Genomic DNA, 21,795 nt, shown 5'->3' with positions numbered 1-21,795 from the left:
TATGAGGTGATAAGATGAAAAAATGGATTTACTTAGCAATCATGTTGAGTGTGTCTGTACTTCTCTCTGCTTGCGGGGATAAACAGGATAATGATAGTGCTAATGAACAAAAGAATGACAATGCAGAGGACACGTTCACTATCGGAGTGATACCTGCACAGACAGAAGGCGAAATGCAAGAGGCGATGGATAAACTTCAATCCATATTAGACGAAGCCATGGAAAAGAACGTAAAGGTCGATGTTTATCCTGACTATAACGGTGTCGTAGAAGCAATGAATTACGACAAAATTGACATGGCTTATTTCGGCCCGCTGACATATGTAGTCGCTCATGAGAAAAGCGGCGCAAAGGCAATCATTACTCAACTTATAGATGGTGAACCTTACTATCATTCCTATATCATTACGCACAATGATAATCCCTGGGAGTCTTTAGAAGAGTTACTTGCAGATCCGGAAGAAATCGACTTTGCTTTTGGTGATCCTAATTCTACTTCAGGTGCCTTGATACCAGAAATAGAGCTTCAAGATCAAGGTGTTTATCAATCGGAAGACGAGCATTCCTTTAATTCTGTCCGTTTCACTGGTTCACACGACGCGACAGCATTGGCCGTGCAAAACAAACAAGTCGACGCCGGAGCAATTGACAGTGCTATCTATAATCAATTAGTCGAATCAGGTAAAGTAGATGGCGATCAAATAAAAACAATCTGGCAATCGGAAGAGTTATTCCAATATCCTTGGGCTGTACATCAAGATACGGATGAAGAAACCATTGCTACATTGCAGGAAACTTTCCAGGAAATAGAAGATGAAGAAATCCTTAATGCCTTTGGGGCAACTGGTTTTACAACAGCGACAAACGAAGATTATGAGAGCATCCGTGATGCAGCTATCAAACAAGGCGTTATTGAAGAATAGAGCTGATTTTCAATGTGGTTTAAACGAAAAAATCTAGTGACATTGCTTATCCTTTGTCTACTCTTATATATCAGCATGCGGCTGACCGAATTTGACCTGTCGAAATTTCGTGATTTTCGTAATATGATCGATTTTTTGGCACAGTGGTTTCCTATGGATACTTCTAAATTCCCTGGTATGGTCAATGATAGCTTGGAAACAGTGGGGATGGCCTTTTTGGGTAGTTTTATCGGGTTGTTTTTCGGCCTTCCAATCAGCTTTATTGCTGCCTGGAACACCTCCCCTTCCAAGCCGGTTTACCATTTGTCACGATTTGCCTTGAGTTTCATGCGTTCCATTCCGGAAATCGTGTTTGGTCTGATTTTGCTGACAGCTTTAGGACTCGGCCCTTTTCCGGCTGTTCTCGCGATAGCTTTTCATAATATCGGCGTTCTGGGCAAGTTGATTTCCGAATTAGTAGAAGCCTCAGACCCGGGACCGCAGGAAGCAATGAAAGCTGTCGGATCAAAAAATTGGTTTGCCCATTTGTTCAGTATCCTTCCGCAAATCTGGCCGAATGTGCTATCACACTATTTTTATCGACTTGAAGTGGCAATCCGGACCTCACTTGTTCTCGGTTTCATCGGTGGCGGAGGAATCGGCCAGCGTTTATTCAATGACTTCAAAACCTTTCAATACTCCTCTGTTTCGCTTGATGTATTGATTATTATGGTGATCGTCGTCATTGTCGATGTATTAGGCAGCTTTGTCAGAAATCGGGTCATATAAGGAGGTGCGACAAATGCTGGAATTAAAGGAAGTGTCTGTCCGTTATCCAGGCAGTGAACAGGATGCATTGTCAAAGGTAACTTTAACATTTGAGCAGGGCGAATTTGTTTGCATTCTTGGAAAAAGCGGGTCTGGTAAGTCTACCATGATACGGTGTATCAACGGGCTGCAAGAACCCACAAACGGGGAAGTTCGTTGGGATGGACAAGCCCTGTCGAAAATGTCAGAGGAACAATTACGGAAAATTCGTCGGCAGATGGGAATGATTTTTCAACATTTTAATTTGATTCCCAGACTAAGCGTCATGCAAAATGTACTTACCGGTACGTTTGGCTATCGGAGCAACTTTAAAAATCTTATCGGATGGTTTAGTGATCAAGAAAAACAACAGGCAAAACAAGTAATTGAAGATGTTGATTTATCCAGCATGGCCGATCGGCGTGTCGAACGATTAAGTGGAGGACAAAAACAGCGCGTCGGTATTGCTAGGGCATTGTTGCAACAACCGCAAATCATGCTGGGGGACGAACCGGTTTCCAGTCTCGATCCAGGGACATCCAACCATATTTTTTCCCTGCTTGAGCAAATGCATCGAAAGCGTCATTTACTGACGATGATCAATGTACATGATGTGGGATTGGCTAAACGATATGCGACCAGGATTGTCGCATTAAAAGCAGGAAAAATCATTTTTGATGGAAAACCGGAGGAGTTTACGGATCGGGAGTATTTCGACACATATGAATCCCAAGAAGAAAGTGGGAAAACGAAGAAACGATAACCTGCCAGAAAATATAAAACCGAGGAGGGAAAAAATTGGCATATAGTCCATGAATTGCAGATCAATCAAGAGTCGTGTACGACTCAAAGGATAAACAAATCATCACAAGTCTTCCGGAATCGAAAGATAAAACCATCATGCTCAGCTTTGATGATGGGCCAAGCAGTGTACTGTCCGAGATACTTGATATATTAAAGCACGAAAACGTTCCGGCTATGTTTTTTTGGCAATCCAAACTTCTCTACCCGGAAAGACCATGGAAAAGATTGATTCAGGAAGGTCACCAAATTGGCACCCATACGATTACGCACCCTGACATGACAAGGTTAGATTACAAGGCACAATATCGACAGCTGGCTGCCAGTGTCCAGAGCATTGAATCCATTACCGGGCAAAAAGTGACGTATTTCCGGCCTCCTTTTGGCCAATATGACGAGAATACAAAACGCGCTGCAGAGAAGCTAGGCTTAACTGTAGTACTTTGGAAAATAGCCTCGATTGACTGGGAGCTAAAAAACAACCCCCGGCAAATTGTCGACAATACGCTTCATCATTTGCAGGACAAGTCCATTGTTTTGCTGCACGAGCTAGAACAAACAGTTGAAGTCCTTCCATCGCTGATCCAATCAATTAAACAGGAAGGTTACACGTTTCAATTGTTAAGGGAATCAGGCAAAAATTAAAAGGTGCCCCGTCTTCAAGACGTGGCACCTTTCTTCTACATTTATGACTCAGCGAAGGCTTTGACCTGCTCCTCTGGCATAAAGCCGACAGAACGATCCGCTTCTTCTCCGCCATCTTTTATTTTTACCAATGTCGGGATACTTTGCACCCCAAACTGTTCAGCCAATTCTGCTGACTCATCTACGTCTACATAGTAGAAGTTTACAGTATCAAGCTGCTCAGAAACGCTTGAGACCACCGGCCTCAACATACGGCAGCCTGGTCACCAGTCAGCTCCAAATTCGAGGATGATTGGCTTGTCCATCGTATTTGTCAGTTCTTTAAATTGTTGCGCTGTAATCTTTTCAGCCATGATTACCCTCCTTTTCACATGATTTGCCTTTGAAGACGGCAAATTAGATATTACCACTTTCACGTTTATTTTTCCACGAAACTGTTTTGCTAAAACAAAAACCTTGTGCTTCTTTGTCAGAGAGGGCTTTTCATGCTGTCAGGATGGATAAGTACTTAAGTGGCATTATCCTTCCTTCTAAGCCATTCCTACAGGCTTAAAACAATACTTTATTTGACGAATTGCCGACATAATCTGGCTGAAAAGTCGGGAGACGCACACCGCACATATATTTAAATCGCTGTTTTAGAAGAAGCTTGACCGCTTTCTGGTTCCTCCTTCAGTTTTCGAATTCCAAAACCACCTGTCAAGGGTGCAAGGAAAGCGTATAATACAGAGAATATGATGCCACCGAGGTTAAATATTGCCCAAGGCAGAAATTCAAAGTTTCCTACTCCTAACGTTGTGGCCATAAAAACCCCAGAAACCGTCCAAGGCATCAATGCTTCCGTTACCGTAACAGAATCTTCCATGCTACGCGACAGGTTGACCGGATGGAGTTTTTTCTTTTTGTAAACGTCTCCATAAATGTCTTGAATCAAGAAATATGTTACCAATGCATTGGAAGTACAATTAATGACAGCAAATCCTGTGATCAGGGAAGCTGCTACAACACTTCCCACCGAACGTAAATAGGTTATCACCTTTTCCAATACGACATTTAGGGCTTGCGAAACTTCCAAGGCAGAAGCAAAGAAAAAAGCGCAAAATACAAAGAACGTTGCCCCATACATAGAGTACAGCCCTCCCCTATTGAGTAAATCCTGCATGTCTTGTCCAATGACGGAGGCATCAGCTCCTGCTACAGAAGAAGCGATCATCTCGACGTTAAATCCTTCTACGGCCGAAGTAATCAGATTACTCACAGTGGCATGCTGAAAAATCAGTGCCACCACCATCGCTGTCAAAGCTGAAACAAATAATACTATCAACGGGGATTTCTTCATAAGAGAGCCCGCGATTACAATAACAGCGGGGAGCAAAACAACAAGATTTAAATTGAATAATTGTCCAAGTCCGCTTAGCATTTCATCCACATTGGCAAGCTGATCTGCAGCTGAATCGATTTGCAAACCCATTATGAAGAATACAATGACCGCTACGATGGAAGAAGGTAACGATGTATAAAGCATATGACGAATATGCTCGTATAGATTGGAACCAGCAGCGAGTGAACTCATGTTGGTTGTATCGGATAGAGGGGATAATTTATCCCCGAAATAGGCACCGGAAACAACCGCACCTGCAGTTACAGCCATGGATAAATCCATGGTTTGCGCAATGCTCATCAACGCCACCCCGATTGTCCCAGCTGAGCCCCAGGAGGTTCCTACACAAGTCGAAACGATGGCGGTTACCAGAAAAGCCATAACGTAAAGATGGGCAGGGTTGATGATTTCCAGTCCATAATAGACAAAAAACGGAATCGTTCCAGAAATCATCCAGGTACCGATCAACATCCCAATACTGAACAATATTAAAATGGCCGGCAAGGCTTTTTTGATTTTATCCCCCATTACAACCAAAATTTCTTCCCATGACCGACCATAAAACGTCGCGAATAAGGCAAACAAGGCACCAGCAAAAATCAACATTAATTCTGCTTGGTATTTCAACACCCCAATCCCAATAATGAAAATAGCTACGGCCAGACCTATTGGAATCATTGCCATCCCAATCGATGGCCGTTTTATTTTTGCATCATTCATTTTTACCCTCTCCTTTTAGCTACTGGATTTCCACTTCCCGGCTCAAGGCCTGGAAGGCTTGCTCTAAATCCTGAATCAGTAAATCTGCTCCCTCGAGACCAATCGACAAACGAACCAAACCTGGACTCAATCCCTGTTTCTTCAATTCTTTTTCGTTCCCCTTTTTCACCGGTGCGTTTACCAGGCTTTCAAACCCCCCCCAGCTTACTCCGATTTTAAAAACCGATAACTGATTAATAAGTCGGGCGACTTGCTCAAATCCTGCATCCTTTAATTCAAAGCTTAACAATCCCGAAAAACCTTTCATTTGCTTGTTGATAACACGGTCTTCCTCAGAATGAAGACTTGGGTGGTGAATACGGTGTACCTCCTCCTTACCTTTCAGGTAATCGATCACCTTCAGGCAATGTTGTTGGTGCTGTCTTAGCCTGATCGGCAATGTCCGCAGTCCCCTGATAATCAAGGATGCATCGTGGGGAGATAAAACGGCTCCATTTAATTGAAAACCATATTTTGAGATAGTATCGATTAATTCTTCCTTTCCAATTACCGCTCCGCCTACGACATCGCTATGACCGCCGATATATTTCGTCAAGGAATGGACCGATAAATCAAACCCATGCAGCAAAGGTTTCTGGAAAATCGGCGTGGACCACGTATTGTCTATTGCCGTGATGATTCCATGCTTTTTGGCAATATGGGCAACTTGCTGAAGATCTACAACCTTCATTAACATCGTTCCTGGACTTTCTACGTAAATAAGCTTAGTAGTTGGTTTGATCGCCTTTTCCATTTCCTCCAGACTATTGCCTACCGAACTATGATCGATATAAAAGCGTTTTAAGTGGTCCAACAATTGAATTGTCGGTCCGTAGATGTTATTCACAAATAAAACGTGATCTCCGCTTCGCAGCAGGGATAAAAAGATACTGCTAATGGCACCCATTCCCGAAGCAAAACACTTGCATTTCTCCCCCCTCTCCAGTAATGCGAGCTTTTGTTCCAGTATTTCAGTAGTAGGATTGAGCCCCCTGGTATAAACGTAATTTTCGCGTTCTCTTTTCTGTGCTTCGGTGAAGGCTTCAAATGAATCGAACGCAAACAAGCTTGTTTGGTAAACAGGAGGTGACACAGCCCCATGATGGTCACTGAAAGACTCCCCAAGTTGTGTGCAAATTTCTTCATCGCTGTAATACATTTTTCATCCTTCTTTCTTGCAGGATTCTGCTTAAAATATCGTGTATGCTTATACTATCATACTATCCACCTGTATGAAAGGTCTAATTTTTCTGATAATTATTGATTGACGACTACCAGAGAAAGGAACTGCAACTCAACTTTCATGCGGCTACCCCCTCCTTTATAGAATAAGTGGTAATCCACAGATGGAGTCATCTACATCGCAGTACGCAGTTTCTAATACTGGTCAAAAGTCGAATATCTAACAAAATACCTTATTGTTTCTTTCCAGCTTGCTGTACTCATCAATTATTTACTTTTTTGCTATAATAGGGTTAGTTGATTTGCGAGGTGCTTACATGAAAACAGTAAAGAAAAAAAGACTATCCGAAATGGTAGCCGATGAAATAAAACAATATATTAAAAAGGAAAACCTTACTTCCGGAGATCGCCTTCCTGCTACAACCGAGTTAATGAATGCTTTGGGTATTGGACGATCCACACTGCGGGAAGCACTGCAATTACTAGAATCACAAGACATCCTAGAAGTATTAAATGGAAAAGGCACATTTATAAAAGACGCAAAACCTTTTTATATCAGGACAGCTTTCGATGTAGAAAACGAAAAGAAATTTTTACTGGATGCGCTTGATGTCCGAATGGCTTTAGAGGGAAAAGCGGTTGATTTAGCTGTCCATAAGGCAACAGAGAAAGATATAACCATCATGCAGCAACACTTAACGGACTATGTGCGTTACATTGAGGAAGGAAAACGCGAACAAGCCAACCGTGCAGACGCGGGATTTCATCAGGCTTTATACGATGCCGCCAACAATCAGCTGCTCACCAGTATTATTGATTCTGTGTGGGACACTTTCCACCAGTTCTGGAATGAACCCTTCGGTCAAGATGATATTTTTGATCAAAGCTACCCTTTCCATGTAGCTTTGCTAGAAGCAATCAAGCAGCGGAACACCGTTGCTGCAGCAGATTCCTTCCAAAAGATGATGGATTCTGTTAAAACAAGCATTGAAAAATATCGAGAGTGATTTCTATACACCCTTTCCGATCACCATAAAATTTCTCTTCTTGTTATGCTTTAAACGGATGCACCGTGAAGTTCACTGTATTTATTTGGCAGACCGCTGACCAACACCACATAACATGGTGTGCTATTTCTAGCTAATCTTTTTTTTATGTCTCCTAAATGGACAAAAGCGCAAGCGCCTGTTTAAAGGAGTACAGGCTAAAGCCGCCACGTCCTGTGGCAACGCCTGCATGACCCACATCGTTCGGGCCTCCGACAAGCTTAAGAACAACCTCGGCGTGGCGCTTTTTGCCACACCGAGGGTGGGCTTAAGACCTCGAGGCGCTGAAGCTGGACGTGGCTGTTTCAGCCACTAATGATCCCCAGACAGTTAAATTTATCATTTCCTGTAAAAACAAAAAGCCAAACCGGCCGCTTGGGAGCCGGTTTGGCTTTTTTGCGATTGCCGTTGGACTGGCGGCAATCATTCAGACACCTTGCAAAGAAAAGAGGGAGACGCAAACTTTGGGTACAAAACCTGCAGCTATCAACCAAGTGGTGGATGGCAAAGCTTCCATTTGGTCAGCTGTTATGTTCTGTAAGTTAAAGATAACACAGGCCATGAATCCCTGCTTTATTATTGTCATAACATCTGACAAACTTTTCTATTTATTTGGTGAAATCCATTTTCCAACTGAAATAGTCATTGGATGCATTTTTTTGATAGCTTAAATAGGCGTTAAACTTCTTGCCTTTTTTACTAGTCAATCCTTTCACATATACCCGTCCATTTTTCAACAATCCTTTTACTAACGTTTTTGTCGCCCGTTTTCGCATTGAGGCTAAATATTTATCATTTTTCCAAACGACAAATTTACAGCCACTCTTCCAATTACTGCAACCAAATCCTTTACTTCCTTCGACGACTTTGCTGCCACATACCGGACATTTTCCGAGTGCCTCTTTCGTCCCTTTTTGCCGCTCAACCTTATTTATCGTAACCTTCGCTTCCTGCTTAATCGTGCCCACGGATTGTTTCGTAAAGGAGAATACGGTTTCCAAAAAACGCTCCTTATCCACTTTGCCTTTTTCGATATCCGCAAGTGATTTCTCTAATCTTCCAGTAAATTCTAAGTCGAATAAACGATCAATCGGAAAAGTCTCCACAAGCCTGTTTCCAAGCTCGGTACATACCAGATTTTTTCTTTGCATCGTAATATACCCAACATCTTTCAATTTTTTTATTGTTTCAGCCCTTGTTGCTGGAGTACCGATACTAAAGCCTGATAGTACTTCTGTAACTTCCTCTTCCTGATCTAGAGCTTTTTCCTTCGAAACCTTTCCGCACGTTTCCATTAATCGAAGCAATGTTTTTTCAGTATGAGGTTTTGGGGGCTTGGTTACATGGGAAGAAACATCGCTACCCTTAACTGCGACCATTTCTTTAGGTTCCACGTTAGGAAGGATCGTTTCCTTTGACTGAATACTTTCTACCTGCTTCCATCCTTCCTTTAACTGGACTCTGCCTTTCGAATAGAACAAACCTGGTAATTCCAGTTCTTCAACTTTAGTGAAAAGCCTTGTTTCTTCATATTCTGCAAGTGGCATAAACTGCATAATGAATCTGTTTTTTATTGCCTGGTAGACGAGTTCCTGGTCCTTAGTGAGCCGCTTTGGTTTTACATAAGTAGGCATAATTGCACTATGACTTTCCACTTTAGCATTGTTAAAGACCCGTTTTGACTTCGAGAAACGGATTTCTTCTTTATACGGAACATCTTCAGCCAACTTTTTTAATACCGTTGCCGCTTTTCCTGCCAGGCTTTCATCCAGGGCCGTACTTGCTGTACGGGGATAAGTGATCCACTTCTTTTCATAAAGTGATTGAGCAACTTTTAGTACTTTGTCCGATGTCCATCCGTTATACCTATTTGTCATATATCCTTGTAAATTGGACAGATTGAAAAGGAATGGAGGGAACTCTTTCTTTTTCTCGACCTGTTTATCTATTATGGTTGCTTTTTTATCGGCTATTTTACCGGCGATTTCTTCAAGTGGCTGCTTATGTTTGAATTTTTCTTGTTCATTTTCCTGGTAAACACCTTGAAACGTTCCACCGGATTTAGTAGAAAATGTCGCGGTCAGCTTGAAATAATCTTCCGGAATGAATGATTTGATTTCTTTATCCCGGTCATAAATGATCTTCAATGTCGGCAGCAGAACCCGTCCGATATTAAGTGCCTTTCCACTTCCCTGCTGGTATTTAAGGGTAGCAACAGAGGTTAAATTGATACCGATTACCCAATCCGCCCATTGGCGGCTGATCCCGGCATCCTGCAAGGCGCGCAACTTTTCATTCGGTTGCATGGTTTTCAGTCCCCGAAGCACTTCCTCTTGGGTCCACTCGTTGATCAATAATCGATAGACAGGTTGCTTGGGATTGATATAGTCGATGATGCTGTCGCCAATTAACTGGCCTTCCCGATCATAGTCACACGCAGAGATAATTGCTTCTACGTCAGGTCGCTTCATCAAGCGCTTAATCACATGAAGCTGTTTTTGTGCCCCTCCATCTGCCCGGTTGCGGTTGCGGATATCCGTTTTCACTTTATATTGAAACTTCTCCGGTATGAATGGAAAATTTTCCATCTTCCATTTTGTCATCGAACGATCATAATCTTTTGCGTCAAATAATTGCAACAAGTGACCAAATGCCCAGGTAACCAAATAACCATTACCTTGAAAGTAACCATCCTGTTTTGTTTTTATATTTAAAGCATCTGCAATATTTTTTGCCACAGAAGGCTTTTCAGCTAATATTAATTTCATGTGTATCACCCATCTTTACTTTTTTCGGGGAGAATTATGTCCGGAACAGCATACGAAGGAAATATAAAAGGAGAAGGTAAACCCAAACTAAGGCTTCCACCATTATAACACGGATAACTAATCTAGGGAACGAATGTTTGCATCTACTCTACTCCTTCTTGTAAAGAAGGTGCAAGCGTTTTTTCTTCGATTGTCTTCAAGTCAAAAATTCTGGACCAAGTGAGGATTCGGTAACAAAAGAGTAAAAACAACAAAGACTGCGATAAGAGACTAAAGAAAAAAACCGGAACCCCTAATGGATTCCGGTTATGCTTATTACCAAAAATGTTTGTTGTCTTCCTGTTTCCTCAAAACTACGGCATAGACAACCGTAGAAAGGACCGCAAGCAGTGTTACAAGAAATGTGTTTTTCAACCTACTTCCCTCCCTGAGCGTTTTGATGGTTGGTTATTAAAATGGACGAAGTTTCCCTTTTTTCAAGACAAGCTTTGGTCCGCCGAGCATGAATAGATAACGGTTATCAATGACATTTTTCATGGCGCGGGCAGTTTTACCGTACAACTTATATCCGGAGAAAACGGTTCCCATTGCATGGCTGCCGCCCAATGAAGCCACCGTTCCTTTATTATCAAAAACGAAATCTTCCAGCTTGCCGCCACGCAGCAATGCTGTAAGGTTGTCAGAAGCAGTGTCAGCTTCCTGGATAGCAAGTTGGGCAGTCGGAGGATATGGACGGTCATTTTCTTTATCCATTACCCAGGAACAGTCTCCGAGAATAAAGATATTGTCATAGCCTGGTACACGAAGGTCGCCGTTCACATTTACTTTACCTTTGAACACTTCGAAACCGGATTTATCCAGAATAGAGCTTCCTTGTACACCGCCAGTCCAGACAATCGTACCTGCTTTGATCTCTTCGTTGTCGTCACCCACGATAAATGCATCTTCTCTGCATTCCTGGATTTTCGTGCCAATACGGAACTCTACTCCACGGTCTTCCAAAGATTTACGGGCATAAGCAACCAGCTCTTCATCAAATCCAGGGAGTATCGATGGGGCAGCCTCCACATTGATGATACGTACCTTACTGCGCTCGATATCGTATTTCCGGCAGAGTTCCGGCACCTTTTCTGCGAGTTCTCCGACAAACTCGATACCGGTGAACCCAGATCCGCCTACAACGATGTTCAATGCCTCGTCGTTTGTTTCTTCCCCGCTGCTATACCGGGCAAATTGATGCTCAATATGTTCGCTGATCAAGCGGCTTTTGTCGACACTTTCAATCGACAGTGCGTTTTCTTCCATTCCGGGAATACCGAAAGAGGCCTTCTCAAATCCTAACGAGAACACTAAATAATCATATTCCAGCTCGCCATTTTCCAGAACGACGCGCTGCTCATCCTTTTTCACTTCCTGCACTGTATCAAAGACAAGTCTTACACGATTCGTATCGATGACATCACTGATAAGCATACGGACTTTGTTGACATCAATCGTGCCTGCCGCAACTTCATGAAGCCACGTAGATTGATAATGATAATTATGCTTGTTGACCAGAATAATGTCTGCTTCTTCTTGGCCTAGCTTTTGCGTCAATCGTTTCGTTGTCATCATCCCGGCATAACCCGCGCCAAGAACGACAATTTTAGGTTTGTTGCTCATATTCATGTCCACACCTTTCTCTTATATATAAAAGTGCAATACCTCCGTAGAGATACACTTATAAGCAGGAGAAATCTACCATTTCCGGCAAATCTATTGATTCTATTTACCCTCGGCGGTAGAAAGATGAAACCTTCCTATGTATCTTCTCGTCTCGACATCTTGAAAAAAGGAAGTTTTCCTTTTGCTACTATCTTCACAAACATAAATCTTTTCCATTGTTGTGTCAAATAATTACCATTCATGACAAGGGTTTGTTGAAACAGATTCCATAAACTTATCAATCTGTTACATCGTCTCTCTTGCTTGCCTTACCGTCTCCTTATATTTTGCAGCAACTTGTTCAATCTGAGTGAAGTTCCCTTCCCTGATCGCTTTATTGTCCACAAGATTTCCCCCAGCTCCGACTGCCGCCGCTCCTGCCTTTATAAAATCAGCAGCATTTTCTGTCGTGATGCCTCCGGTCGGAATCATCGTGATATCCGGTAATGGACCCTTGACATTTTTGAGAAAGGAAGGCCCTACTGCCGAAGCCGGAAAAACCTTGACAATATCGGCGCCTAGTTTAACAGCTGTCATTGCTTCTGTTGGCGTCATGATTCCGGGAACAGAAACTTTATCAAGAGCAAGGGTTGCCTCAATTACTTCTTGTTCGAGAAGCGGACTGACGACAAATTGTGCTCCATGTTCAATGGCTGTTCTTGCGGAGGGCGCATCAAGGACAGTTCCGGCACCGACTACCGCTTTCCCGGCGAATTTATTGCTTAAAGTTTGGATGATTTGATTGGCATTTTCGGCATCAAGCGTTACTTCAAGAACATTCACGCCACCCTTTATCAGCGATTCAGCCACTTGCTCTACATCTTTTTCCGGTACTTTGCGAATAACTGCAAGAACTCCATTTTCCATTATTTTCTTCATAATCGTAGCTTTATCCATTTTTCTTCTGCCTCCTTATTGTTCAGCGCAATATTTCCTTGTTTCCCTGTTCCGTATCGACTTGATGCCAGAAAGGATAACCTTCCACATCACCAGCAACGGTCAATGCATAAGCTCCTATTCGATTGCCCAATTTTACCGATTCGGCAAGGTCCCATCCACGTAGCTGGCCTGATAGAAAACCGGCCGCAAAACCATCTCCGGCTCCGACGGTATCAATAATTCGTTCTACTTTGTATCCCTCAACATAATCAGCTTCTCGTCTGGTAGCGTAATAAGCACCAGCTGAACCGAGTTTAATGACGACGACGTCTGAACCGTTCTCCAACAGTTCTTCAGCAATTTTTTTCTCCTCATCATGCCCGGTCATCAGTTCCCCTTCGTCGATTCCTGGAAGCACGATATCACTTAAAGCAGCAATTTCCATCAACGTCTTAGCCGCTTCCTGCTCAGACCATAATTTCAAACGCAGATTCGGGTCAAACACTACCTTTAAGCCATTCTCTTTCGCTAGACGGATAGCCTCAAGCACTGTTTGCTTGCATGTATCGCTAAGTGCCGGGGTGATGCCGGTTACATGAAGGTAAGCTGCCTGTTTTATGTATTCCTCATCTAAATCATCTGGCGATAGCTCGCTGGCAGCAGAAAGTTTTCGATAATAATAAATTTTGGGATCGCCCGCTGCAAGTTTTTCTTTAAAAAAAACAGCTGTCGGCAATTCTGTATCAAAGACGACATTCGATGTGTCGACTCCTTCTCCACGAATAAAATTGCGGACAAACAGACCGAATTCATCGTTACCTAGCCGACTGATCCAGCCTGTTTGATGACCTAGTCTGGTCAAGGCTATCGCAAGATTTGATTCCGCCCCGCCGATCGTTTTATGGAATCCGCTGACATAGCGGAGCGGACCTTCAGTATCCGGGGTAAATAAAACCATGCTTTCTCCTAAAGTTACTACATCCATGCCTGAAATCCTCCTTTGTCTTTATGCAAGTAATACTTGAATGTTTCTTTCCGTAAGTTGTCGCTTATAATTCTTATCAAGACGATCATCGGTTACGATGATATCGACTTGGTCAATATCGGCAAACTGAATCAGGGCGACTTTGCCAAGTTTGGAGGAATCAGCGACAAGTGTCACCACTTCTGCACAACCCACAATCTGTTTTTTCCAATCTGCATGCAAACTAGTGAAAACAGATAACCCTTGTTCCACTGATACCCCTGTAGCACCAAAGAACACACGGTTTACGTGCAGTTTTTGCAGGAATTGAGTAGCCTGTGTACCGAAAAGAGAGCTGGAATTGGCTATCCTCTCTCCTCCCGGAACCAGAAGCTGCACTTTCGGTTTGGCTTGCAATACATGAGCGATATTCAAATCATTCGTGATGACAGTAACCTCCTTGTCGCCCAGCAGCTTGGCGATTTCTACCGTTGTACTGCCTCCGTCCATAAGGATTGTTTCTCCCGGCACAATCAACTGTTCTGCCCGTTTGGCAATCGCTTGTTTTATCTCGTTTTGACCGGATTGCCGCTCTTCGATGGGCAACAATCGTTCCTCTGACTCCACCAACATCGCACCGCCGTGAATTCGGGTAAGTAACCCGCGACTTTCCAAGGTTTCCAAATCAATTCTGATCGTCTTTTCGGTCACTTTTAATTGTTTACTAAGAGCGGAAACTTTGATAATCTTCTGTTTTTCCAGTTCAGCTAAAATATGTTGATAGCGTTCTATTGATAGCATATCAACCCTCCTGCAGTTACACATATTTTTAACCTACCATATTCAGGGTAGAATGTCTTCATCGAACTTCCTTTGCTTTGCTAGATAAGCTGCCGTAAAAGCCAGTCATAGGACAGGCCGCCATCGACTTCATGACCGCCATTGTGGATGTGAAAACCAAACGCTTCCGGTCTCCCGCTTTGCAGATAGATCTTTTCTAACTGAGAGATAGCAACACTAGCACTGTCTAATGGAAATAAAGGATCTTTTTCTCCTGTTTCAATAAAAATAGGACGAGGTGATACCAGTCCAAGCAAGCCCGGAAGCTCGGAAAGATTTAATACGCCCGGCAGATAGTTGTCCAGGCAGTGTGGTTTATCCAGAATACTGTCTCGAAACAGGCTGGGATAGCCCGCCAACACTGCCGCTCTCAATCTTTCATCTAAAATCGCTGTAAAACCAGCTACTGCAGCTCCGCCCGAAAAGCCGAATACTCCAATATTACGAGGAAGTACATCATCAAAGGATGTCATAACATCAAGTAATTTCCGGGCTTCCCAAACTCTGGCGCCGAGAAGTGTTTTTCCTTGCATTAAGAATAATTGAGCCAGCCGCTCACATGACTTGTCTTTCCCCGCTTCCGCATCGGCTTGAAAAATCCGTTCTCCTTTTCCTAATAAAGCCGGCGCGAAAACTTTACAGCCTCGTTTCACCATTTGCAAAGCATAGTTTGTTTGCGTAGTAGCCGAAAGATTCCTTATTCCTTGTCTCGTCAGTCCGATTATTTGTTTTGGTCCATAACCATGACCATGAAGTGCCAGGACAGTAGGAAAAGTCGTTTTCGCCTGCAATGGTGTAAGCACATAGATAGGAACATCAAGCTGATTCCCTAATCTCACTTTAAACCTTTCTTGACGATAATCTTCAAATTCTTCAACAGATTCGATGACAGGTACTGAAGGTATTTTATCCCAATCGGAAAAATCACCAAGTAAATGCTTCAATTCCAGTTTCATCTTCTCTCGTTGACTTTCATACTGCTCGAACGTCCGTTTAAGGACCGGGACCCGATTGTATTCATCAATAAAAAATTGTTCTAGTGTTTTTCCCATTTCCATTACCAACTTCCTGAATCGGCTGATTTTGTGTAATAAAAATCCGATTCACTGTAAACAATGAACCGGATTGGCAGAACTTATTTTCACTTGAAAGTCGTTATTTTAGTTCATCCATGGATACGCTGTCCATATCGGTAAACGTGTAATTTTCTCCTGCCATTGCCCAAATGAACGTATAGTTGTCGGTACCTACTCCAGAATGAATGGACCATGGTGGTGAAAAAACGACTTGTTCATTTTTCATGACAATATGCCTCGTCTCATCCGGTCGCCCCATAAAGTGAATGACCCGGGAATCCTCATCCATATCGAAATATAAATAAGCTTCCATGCGGCGGTCATGAAGATGCGGCGGCATTGTGTTCCACATATTGTTTGGTGCCAGAAGGGTCATCCCCATCATCAGCTGACAGCTTTGTATTCCGCCAGCGTGGATATATTGATAGATGGTGCGCTTGTTGGACTGGCTGTCGGAACCCAAATGGTTAGGTGTTGCTTCCTCAATGGCGATTTTTTTGGTTGGATATTGTTTATGTGCCGTAGCAGAAACGATATAAAACCGGGCAGGTTTACTGCTATCTTTACTGGCAAAAGATACATTCTCATGCCCGAGACCAACATAGACACAATCGCGTTTGTTCAATTCATACTTTTCTCCGTCCACTGTCACAATCCCAGCACCCTCAGCGATATTGATGATTCCCACTTCCCGCCTTTCCAGAAAATACTCTGTTTTAAGCAGATCGCCTGCTTCCAGCTTTAGCGCCTCTTTTACCGGCACTGCTCCGCCTGTGATAAGACGATCATAATGAGAGTAAACAAGGTTCAATTCGCCGGTTTTAAAAAGGTTTTCCACTAAAAACTCTTTGCGGATCCTTTCTGTGTCATACTGTTTCAGATCTGTTGGATTGGTCGCATACCTGATTTCCATTGCTCATTCCCCTCTCCGGATTTTATTAAGAACTCATCCATCCACCATCTACGCAAAGCACATGGCCATTAACATAATTGGAAGCATCTGAGGCAAGAAACACCACTGCACCTTTTAAGTCATCTGGGGATCCCCATCTGCCTTGGGGAATTCTGGATGTAATAAAGGCGTTACGTTCCTTGTTTTCTCTAATGGGAGCTGTATTATCCGTTGCCATGTACCCGGGTGCGATAGCGTTTACATTAATTCCTTTACTGGACCACTCATTGGCAAAAGACTTGGTCAACCCGGCAACAGCATGTTTACTGGCTGTATAGGCTGGCACTTTCAAGCCGCCCTGGAAGGATAACATCGAAGCTACGTTGATGATTTTCCCCGAACCATTATTCAGCATATGTCTGCCAAGTTCCCTGCTCAGTTGAAAAACAGCATGCTGATTGACATCGATTACCTGGTACCAGTCTTCGTCTGTAAAGTCCTCTAAATCTGATCGGCGGATAATTCCAGCATTATTTACGAGAATATCGATTGTTCCGCCTCGTTCTACCGCTTCATTGGCAAGTTCCGCTGCTGAACCTCTTCGGGACAAGTCTTTGTTCAATCCGTGAAAGGTTCGGCCAACAGCTTCCACTTTCGCTTGTGTTTCACTCAAATCACTTGTCCCCGTTCCGATTATGTTCGCTCCAGCTTCCGCAAGACCCACTGCCATGCCCTGACCAAGTCCTCGGGTGGCACCAGTCACGAGGGCGGTTTTACCTTTTAACGAGAATAGTTCGCCCATAACCAAGCTTCTCTCCCTTCCTGTACTTTTATGTTTGTTTTTGTTTGTTATAGTTTGATTTTAGCACGGAGTTAGAAAGATAACAAGGGATATTTTTATCATGGATTCAAGTCAAAGAAGAGTAATTCTTCTGAAGCATTTGTGTCAGGGTTTCCTTCATCCCCATAGAAATAATCTGACGGACATAGCTGCTGACTGTCTGTGTCAACTGTTCTATTTCATTTAAATCCTCGTCCCAAATGGCACGGTTTCCCAAAACTGCAAAAACAAATTCTTCGATACTGATCTTTTCCTGTTCATATTCTTCCCAGCAGTTCGCCAGCACTTTGCTGACAAGCTCACTTTCGCGAGTTTGATAGTTTTTCCCATTCCTTCTCCCGACAATCCCATGCTCATTCATATGTACAGGGCGGAAATAGACGAGAATTGCAGCAAGCGACAGTATTATAGAATTTGGCAAAAGTTCTGTTTTCTCGATATACCTGCTCAGGGTGGGCAAGAGCCTCGATTTGAACTTGTTCACTGCATTCATTCCGATATCCTGGAGATAGTGTTGATTATATGGATTCAAAAACCGTTGTTTTACCTCCTCTGCATAATCACGCTTTTCCTGATCGCCGAAAGGAAGAGCCTCCCCGATTTCTTCAAATCCTCGTTCTACAAACAAGCGAAGCGACTTATCCTTCATGACATCCAATACCGTATCTGCACCCGCCAAGTAACCGGCAGAAGCCATCATGGTATGCGGTCCATTCAACAAACGGACCTTTAACTCCCGATATTGTTCTATATCTCCCCACTTCACCCGTAAGCCGGCCTGATCAAGGGGAAACACTTGCTTTATTTCCGCTGGCCCGTCAATACAAAATAAGTGGTATGGCTCTCCCACAGTGAAGAAGGCATCTTCGTAACCGAGCCTACTGGCAAAATCCGCTGCGTTCGATTTAGGATACCCTGTGACAATCCGGTCAACCAACGTATCGTAAAATCGATTTGCCGTTTCGAGCCAGCGTAAAAAACCGGAAGGCAGATTCCAGTCCCTTGCAATCCGTTTTACAATATATTTAAGCTTTCCGCCATTTTCCTCGATAAGCTCACAAGGAAGGATATGCAATCCTGCTTTTACGTCACCGGAAAAGTGTTTATAGCGATGGTAAAGAAGAGCGGTTACCTTTCCTGGAAAGGACAACGGAGAGGAATCACTATGATAAGGTTCTTGCATGTATGTAATTCCTGCCTCGGTTGTATTGGAAATGATCAATTCCAACTCGTCTGATTCAGCAACTTTGAGTGTTTGCTCCCATTCTTCGTAAGGATTGATCCCTCTCGAAATAGCTGGAATCACTTCTGCTTCGTCCACTTTTTTTCCGTCGGTTATCCCGCGAAGGATCACCGTATAAAGCCAATCCTGTTCTTTAAGTTTCGGAAGTACACGCCCATGCGGGGTTGGTTGAACAGCCACTACGGAACCTTTGAAGATTCCTTGTTTGTTCATCTGATGAATCATCCAATCCACAAATCCGCGAAGGAAATTCCCCTCTCCGATTTGCAGCACTTTTTCTGGAAGGTTACTGTCGTACTTTCGGTATGTTGTGTCAGTAACCGATTCCTCCAAGACGGTACGATCTAATTTGACCACTATGCTTTCCCTCCTCTTTTCTGAATGTTCGTTATAAAATGACACCGTCTTTGAATATCGAAATTTCTTTAAAGCCAAATTTTTCGTTGTTCGTCTGTTTGTTGCCTGAAGCAAGATCAACAATGTAATCAAAAAATTCTTCCGTCAGCTCTTCCTTGCCCTTCCCTTCTACCAATGCTCCGGCATTAAAATCGATCCAGTTCTTTTTCTTTTCGGCAAGTGCCGAATTCGTAGAAATTTTCACCGTAGGCACAGGTCCTCCAAACGGGGTGCCACGGCCGGTCGTAAATAAGACTATATGGGCACCAGCAGCTGCTAATGCTGTCGTAGACACCAAATCGTTGCCAGGTCCTTGAAGCAAATTCAATCCTCCGGACATCATCCTGTCGCCATATGGCAGTACATCGACAACCTCTCCGAAACCACCTTTCTGTACATTCCCCAATGACTTTTCTTCCAGAGTGGTGATCCCGCCTTCCTTATTTCCAGGTGAAGGGTTTTCATAGACATTCTGCCCATGCCGCAAAAAGTATTCCTTAAAGTCATTGACTAAATCAACGATCTTACGGAAGGTCTGTTCATCTTTTGCTCTTCCCATCAGAATGGTTTCTGCACCGAACATTTCCGGAACTTCTGTCAGTACTGTAGCTCCCCCCTGCTGAATCAGCTTATCCGAGAAAGCACCAAGCAGCGGATTACCGGTAATCCCGGAGAAACCGTCTGATCCACCGCATTTCAACCCGACTTTCAACTTGGAAACCGGTACAGCTTCTCTCTTGAAGGAACGCGCATAATCAGCAAGCTCCTCAATGAGATCAAGGGAATGGTCAATCTCATCGGTTGTTTCTTGCACACTGATAAACTTGATTCTGTCTTCATCAATATCACCGATCACTTGTTTGAATGCATCTATATAGTTGTTTTCACATCCAAGCCCCATTACCAAAACTCCTGCAGCGTTCGGATGATGCACAAGGCTGCTTAATATTTTCTGGGTATTATGCAAGTCATCCCCAAGCTGCGAACAACCAAATAAATGGGAAAAATGAAAAACCCCGTCAATTTGTTCATCCTTATGCTGTTCATTGGCCATCTTCGCCACGATTTCAGCAGTCTTGTTAATGCATCCTACCGTATTGATAATCCAAATTTCGTTACGGATTCCGACCTCTCCATTTTTCCTGACATACCCTTGAAAAGTACGTTCAGATTCTCCTTGACTGGTGACTTTATCTGGTGTCGGGTTGTATTCATACTCCAAAGTTCCCGAAAGATTCGTCTTCACATTGTGGGTGTGCACCCAATCTCCGACATCAATAGGAGTAGAAGCTTTGCCAATCGGGTAGCCATACTTGATAACGTTTTCATTTTCCGGAATCGGTTTCCTTGCAATTTTATGGCCGGCACGGACAGCCTGTTGGACAATGATTTCCTCCCCTTCGATTACAATCGATTCTCCTGGCTTTAAGTCCTGAAGCGCTATTGTTACATTATCCCGCTCATGAATCACGATCGTGGGCTCACTCATGTTAGACCTCCTGAAAAATTAATTTGAAAAATAATAACAACGTTGTTATTATTATAGAGTGCAATGAATATTCTGTCAATGTCAGTTAGCTGGATCGCTAAGAAGGCTGATTATCCTCCTGGACAGCATTGTCTCCTGCATCATGCCGTTATATACTTATTACACATTCTCTTAAAAATGGAGGAACACCAATGGGCGTCACGATTAAAGATATAGCTAAGTCCGCAGGGGTCAGTTATTCCACCGTCTCTAAAGCTCTGAGGGACAGTCCCCTGGTAAAAGAACCTACTAAAAAACGCATTACCGAATTGGCTGAACAGTTAGGATATCAGCCAAATGCCGCAGCGCGCAGCCTTGTGTCGAAAAAGTCTCATACCATCGGAGTTGTCTGGCCGACAATTGAACGAGCTGCCCATGCCGCATTGATTACAAGATTAAACAAACGGTTGGAACAGTTATCCTATACGACGCTTATTTCTATTAATGAATTAGAAGACGCGGTGAAAACCTTCAACAGGTATCAAGTCGATGCCATTCTCACTTTCGAGGAGGGAACAAATCAAACCGACTTGGATGTGTCGGTCCCAATGGTTACGTATGGAATCGCAAGCGAAAACACCATCAATCCAGTCATCGATGCCAACCGCCGTAAAGCTATCAAAGCTGCAGTTGAACACCTGATCCAAACGGGACATCGCCGTATCGGTTATGTGGGAGATATGCAGGAGAAAGACCGATTGCAAGCCGACAAAGTTAAAGGATTCCAATCGGCTGTTTCTTCGGCTTCGGTGGAGGGACAGTTGATTCAGGTATCTGGATTGGAACAATATGATGGGTATGCTGCTGCTAAAAAAATCCTGCAACAGCTGGTATTGCCTACCGCAATAGTCAGTGGAAGCCATGATTTGACCAAGGGAGTCTTACGCGCTCTTCATGAGCAGGGCTTGCACATACCGGAAGATATTTCGATCATCAGTTATGACAACCTCCCTCAAAGCGAGGACATGGAAGTGTCTTTGTCAACCGTCGGGGTCCCGCTTGATACCATCGCAGGAAAACTTGCAGAAGTACTGATGGCTGTCATTGACGAAAAATCTTTAGCATCTGCCATTTACTTGGAACCGGAATTAAGATTATCCAGCTCTTGTAAACCGCTTGCCTGACAGACAGCTGGATAAGG

At 43.4% G+C, this 21,795-nt stretch carries 19 protein-coding genes; 6 read left to right on the top strand and 13 right to left on the bottom strand.

Translation table 11 applies throughout. The annotated features are described in order from the left end of the window. Positions 1-14 precede the first annotated feature (14 nt). The 4 genes from phnD (at position 15) to ERJ70_RS07635 (ending at position 3,155) form a co-directional block, all read left to right on the top strand. Positions 15-923, top strand: coding sequence for a phosphate/phosphite/phosphonate ABC transporter substrate-binding protein (gene phnD / locus ERJ70_RS07650; RefSeq protein WP_209368359.1), 909 nt, complete (start codon positions 15-17; stop codon positions 921-923). 12 nt (positions 924-935) lie between these two features. Further along, positions 936-1,691, top strand: coding sequence for a phosphonate ABC transporter, permease protein PhnE (gene phnE / locus ERJ70_RS07645; RefSeq protein WP_209368357.1), 756 nt, complete (start codon positions 936-938; stop codon positions 1,689-1,691). Between the two features lie 13 nt (positions 1,692-1,704). Further along, complete coding sequence (gene phnC / locus ERJ70_RS07640; protein WP_209368355.1) at positions 1,705-2,472, top strand: phosphonate ABC transporter ATP-binding protein; 768 nt, start codon at positions 1,705-1,707, stop codon at positions 2,470-2,472. A 74-nt stretch (positions 2,473-2,546) separates the two neighbouring features. Further along, on the top strand, positions 2,547-3,155 hold the full coding sequence (locus ERJ70_RS07635; protein ID WP_209368354.1) for a polysaccharide deacetylase family protein: 609 nt from the start codon (positions 2,547-2,549) through the stop codon (positions 3,153-3,155). Positions 3,156-3,196: 41 nt separating this feature from the next. On the opposite strand, the gene ERJ70_RS07630 is transcribed toward ERJ70_RS07635, so the two are convergent. The 3 genes from ERJ70_RS07630 to ERJ70_RS07620 form a co-directional block, all read right to left on the bottom strand. Beyond that, the gene (locus ERJ70_RS07630; protein WP_209368353.1) at positions 3,197-3,406 is read right to left on the bottom strand and encodes a thioredoxin family protein; all 210 of its coding nucleotides are present in this window, start codon (positions 3,404-3,406) and stop codon (positions 3,197-3,199) included. A gap of 374 nt (positions 3,407-3,780) precedes the next feature. Continuing rightward, positions 3,781-5,256, bottom strand: coding sequence for a Na+/H+ antiporter NhaC (gene nhaC / locus ERJ70_RS07625; protein ID WP_209368352.1), 1,476 nt, complete (start codon positions 5,254-5,256; stop codon positions 3,781-3,783). A 19-nt stretch (positions 5,257-5,275) separates the two neighbouring features. After that, positions 5,276-6,454: a trans-sulfuration enzyme family protein gene (locus tag ERJ70_RS07620; RefSeq protein WP_209368351.1), complete on the bottom strand. Its 1,179-nt coding sequence runs from the start codon at positions 6,452-6,454 to the stop codon at positions 5,276-5,278. A gap of 340 nt (positions 6,455-6,794) precedes the next feature. Between ERJ70_RS07620 and ERJ70_RS07615 the strand changes: the two genes are divergently transcribed. After that, positions 6,795-7,484, top strand: coding sequence for a FadR/GntR family transcriptional regulator (locus ERJ70_RS07615; protein ID WP_209368350.1), 690 nt, complete (start codon positions 6,795-6,797; stop codon positions 7,482-7,484). Positions 7,485-8,131: 647 nt separating this feature from the next. Here the strand turns inward: ERJ70_RS07615 and ERJ70_RS07610 are convergent. The 10 genes from ERJ70_RS07610 to ERJ70_RS07565 all read right to left on the bottom strand — a co-directional run bounded on the left by ERJ70_RS07610 (position 8,132) and on the right by ERJ70_RS07565 (position 20,615). Beyond that, complete coding sequence (locus ERJ70_RS07610) at positions 8,132-10,291, bottom strand: type IA DNA topoisomerase (RefSeq protein WP_209368349.1); 2,160 nt, start codon at positions 10,289-10,291, stop codon at positions 8,132-8,134. 450 nt (positions 10,292-10,741) lie between these two features. Further along, entirely contained in the window at positions 10,742-11,953 is a 1,212-nt protein-coding gene (locus ERJ70_RS07605) for an NAD(P)/FAD-dependent oxidoreductase (RefSeq protein WP_209368348.1), read from the bottom strand. Positions 11,954-12,241: 288 nt separating this feature from the next. Continuing rightward, positions 12,242-12,892 (bottom strand): bifunctional 4-hydroxy-2-oxoglutarate aldolase/2-dehydro-3-deoxy-phosphogluconate aldolase, encoded by a 651-nt coding sequence (locus ERJ70_RS07600; protein WP_209368346.1) that lies wholly within the window; start codon positions 12,890-12,892, stop codon positions 12,242-12,244. A gap of 22 nt (positions 12,893-12,914) precedes the next feature. After that, complete coding sequence (locus ERJ70_RS07595; protein ID WP_209368344.1) at positions 12,915-13,859, bottom strand: sugar kinase; 945 nt, start codon at positions 13,857-13,859, stop codon at positions 12,915-12,917. A 21-nt stretch (positions 13,860-13,880) separates the two neighbouring features. Then, positions 13,881-14,639, bottom strand: coding sequence for a DeoR/GlpR family DNA-binding transcription regulator (locus ERJ70_RS07590; RefSeq protein WP_209368342.1), 759 nt, complete (start codon positions 14,637-14,639; stop codon positions 13,881-13,883). A gap of 80 nt (positions 14,640-14,719) precedes the next feature. Beyond that, on the bottom strand, positions 14,720-15,736 hold the full coding sequence (locus tag ERJ70_RS07585) for a dienelactone hydrolase family protein (protein WP_209368340.1): 1,017 nt from the start codon (positions 15,734-15,736) through the stop codon (positions 14,720-14,722). Positions 15,737-15,833: 97 nt separating this feature from the next. Continuing rightward, the gene (kduI, locus tag ERJ70_RS07580; protein ID WP_209368339.1) at positions 15,834-16,667 is read right to left on the bottom strand and encodes a 5-dehydro-4-deoxy-D-glucuronate isomerase; all 834 of its coding nucleotides are present in this window, start codon (positions 16,665-16,667) and stop codon (positions 15,834-15,836) included. A gap of 25 nt (positions 16,668-16,692) precedes the next feature. Beyond that, complete coding sequence (gene kduD / locus ERJ70_RS07575; protein WP_209368337.1) at positions 16,693-17,448, bottom strand: 2-dehydro-3-deoxy-D-gluconate 5-dehydrogenase KduD; 756 nt, start codon at positions 17,446-17,448, stop codon at positions 16,693-16,695. A gap of 106 nt (positions 17,449-17,554) precedes the next feature. Then, complete coding sequence (locus ERJ70_RS07570; RefSeq protein WP_209368335.1) at positions 17,555-19,087, bottom strand: tagaturonate reductase; 1,533 nt, start codon at positions 19,085-19,087, stop codon at positions 17,555-17,557. A 31-nt stretch (positions 19,088-19,118) separates the two neighbouring features. Continuing rightward, positions 19,119-20,615 (bottom strand): UxaA family hydrolase, encoded by a 1,497-nt coding sequence (locus ERJ70_RS07565; RefSeq protein WP_209368333.1) that lies wholly within the window; start codon positions 20,613-20,615, stop codon positions 19,119-19,121. A gap of 191 nt (positions 20,616-20,806) precedes the next feature. Here ERJ70_RS07565 and ERJ70_RS07560 point away from each other — a divergent pair, with 191 nt between their 5' ends. Then, on the top strand, positions 20,807-21,778 hold the full coding sequence (locus ERJ70_RS07560) for a LacI family DNA-binding transcriptional regulator (protein ID WP_209368332.1): 972 nt from the start codon (positions 20,807-20,809) through the stop codon (positions 21,776-21,778). Positions 21,779-21,795 lie beyond the last annotated feature (17 nt).

The organism is Sediminibacillus dalangtanensis (genome assembly GCF_017792025.1).
In the GTDB taxonomy this organism is placed as follows: domain Bacteria; phylum Bacillota; class Bacilli; order Bacillales; family Amphibacillaceae; genus Sediminibacillus; species Sediminibacillus dalangtanensis.
The sequence above is the reverse complement of the archived record's forward strand: the minus strand, read 5'-3'. Positions and strand labels throughout refer to the sequence as shown.